This is a genomic window from Nocardia sp. NPDC004722 (assembly GCF_053601505.1).
This window is the reverse complement of the sequence record NZ_JBSGBY010000902.1, coordinates 1-2,438: the sequence shown is the minus strand read 5'-3', so window position 1 is coordinate 2,438 and position 2,438 is coordinate 1. Positions and strand designations below refer to the sequence as shown.

At 67.5% G+C, this 2,438-nt stretch carries 2 protein-coding genes; one reads left to right on the top strand and one right to left on the bottom strand.

What is annotated here, in order from left to right; all coding sequences use genetic code 11:
- Positions 1-808, bottom strand: an 808-nt coding sequence (locus tag ACWELQ_RS43785; protein ID WP_452402869.1) for a cysteine desulfurase family protein, incomplete at its 3' end; no start/stop codon positions are given.
- Positions 809-1,055: 247 nt separating this feature from the next.
- Here ACWELQ_RS43785 and ACWELQ_RS43780 point away from each other — a divergent pair.
- A partial coding sequence (locus ACWELQ_RS43780; protein ID WP_452402868.1) for an alkaline phosphatase family protein occupies positions 1,056-2,438 on the top strand: 1,383 nt, incomplete at its 3' end.

Sequence of the window (2,438 nt, the reverse complement as noted above, 5' to 3'; positions counted from 1 at the left end):
CGGTCTCGCGGATCGCGGCCGCCAGGCCCACCGCCGCCGGGACATCCGAGGTCCCCGAACGCAGGTCGCGCTCGTGCCCGCCGCCGTGCAGCAGCGGCACCGCCGGCACCTGCCGCCCGAGCAGCAGCACCCCGGCCCCGTGCGGTCCGCCGACCTTGTGGCCCGCGAAAGAGGCCGCGGCCAGCCCGCTCCGGGCGAAATCGATGGGCAGTTGCGCTGCCGCCTGCACGGCGTCCGAGTGCATGGGCACCTCGAATTCCTGTGCCACCGCGGCCAATTCCTCGATCGGCTGAATCGTCCCGACCTCGTTGTTGGCCCACATCACGCTCACCAGCGCCGTCTCGGCGGCGAATTCGGCCAGCGCGTCGCGCAGCGTCCGCGGCGAGACGACGCCCTCGGCGTCACACTCCAGCCACGTGATCCGCGCGCCCTCGTGCTGTTCGAGCCACTCCACGGTATCCAGCACCGCGTGATGCTCGACCGCGCTCACCAGAATCCGCGTCCGCTTCGGATCCGCGTCCCGTCGCGCCCAATAGATCCCCTTGAGCGCCAGATTGTCGCTCTCGGTTCCGCCCGAGGTGAAGATCACTTCCGAAGGCCGCGCCCCCAACCCCGCCGCGATCGACTCCCGAGCCTCCTCGAGCATCCGCCGCGCCGCCCGCCCCGACCCGTGCAACGACGACGCGTTGCCCGTCGTCCCCAGCGCATGGCACATCGCCTCGACCGCGACCGGGAACATAGGTGTAGTGGCCGCGTGATCGAGGTAGACCGTCTGGGCACCGACCGGACCCGGGAAAGCCGACTTCATGACCGTCCAAGGATAGCCGCCACCGTCGCGCACATATTCCCGCCATCCCCGCACCACCCCGCGCACCCGCTCCACGGGCCCCCAGCACCGACTCCGCACACCCGTTAGCACGAGGCCGCCACCACTCCGGTTCGCCGTCAGCTGGCCGCGCCGGGTTCATCGGATGGTCATGGACGAATGACCAATTCGATGCTTGGAACCTGTTTCATTCGGGTCGCATTTCAAGATCGACCCGTGAGGAACAGCTATGCGCCACAACGGCGTTCACAAGTATCGAAGCAAGGGCTTCGCCATGGCGGCTGTGGCCGCGTTGGTCGCGCTCGGCGGGTCGGCGGTCACGTCGACCGTCGCGCACGCCGCTGTCACCAGCCCGAATCTGATCGTCGACGGTGATGCCGAGGCGGTGGCGCAGTGCTCGCCCAAGGGTCTGGACGGGATGACACTGCCGGGGTGGAACATCGGCAAGGGGGAGCCGAACGCGGTGTGTTACGGGCAGCCGGGGTGGCCGGACGCCGCCTCGCCGGGGCCGTCGAATCGGGGTCAGAAGTTCTTCGCCGGTGGTGGCACCGGCAATGCCGAGATGGATCAGACCATCAATGTCTCGGGGGCGGGGTCGGCCATCGATCAGGGCGGCGTGAGCTTCGATCTGAACGGGTGGCTGGGCGGCTACGGCGCGCAGGACGATCGGGTCAATATGACCGCGACCTTCCTCGGCGCGTCGGGCAACCAGCTCGGCTCGGCCGAGTGCGACGACGTGAGCAGTATCGACCGTGGCCTCAAAACCGGCCTGCTGCAACGTGATACGAAGGGAACCCTGCCCAAGGGCACTCGCTCGGTGAAGATCCAGCTGAACTACAGCTGGACCGACGGCGACACCAACGACGGCTACGCCGACGACCTGTCCTTCACCATCGGCGCCTCGCTGCCCGCGCCGAAGCTGACCGCGCCCGCGACCAGCGTCCCTGGGTACGACCACGTCTTCGTGGTCTACATGGAGAACCAGGACTACGACGGCCTCACCGGCATCATCGGAAATCCGCTGGCCCCCTACATCAATGGACTGCGACCGCAGGCGGCGACGCTGACCCAGTCCTACGCCACCACGCACCCGAGCGACCCGAACTACGTCGCACTGGCGGCCGGTGGCCTCTACGGGCTGGTCGACAACAGTGTGACCACGACGACCTTGGACGCCAACCACATCGGCAACCGCGTCGACGCCGCGCACAAGACGTGGAAGGGCTACGCCGAGGACGCCAACGGCAACTGCGACCAGACCGCGCACGGCCAGTACTACCAGGACGATCTGCCGTTCCTCTACTTCAAGAACATGAAGTCCGACGCGTCCTATTGCACGGCACACCTGCAGCCGCTCACCCAGATGACGACGGACCTGAAGTCGACGGCCACCACCCCGAACTTCGTCTGGTTCGCCGCCAACGAATGCCACAACATGGAAGGCTGCGGCGTCGCCTCCGGCGACAGCTGGCTGAGCACCACCCTGCCCACCATTTTCAACTCGCCCGCGTGGAAGCAGCAGCGCTCGCTGCTCATCCTGACCTTCGACGAGGGCGCGACCAAGGCCTTCGGTCCGCTGTTCCCGAACCGGGTGTCTCTAAAACGATCGCTC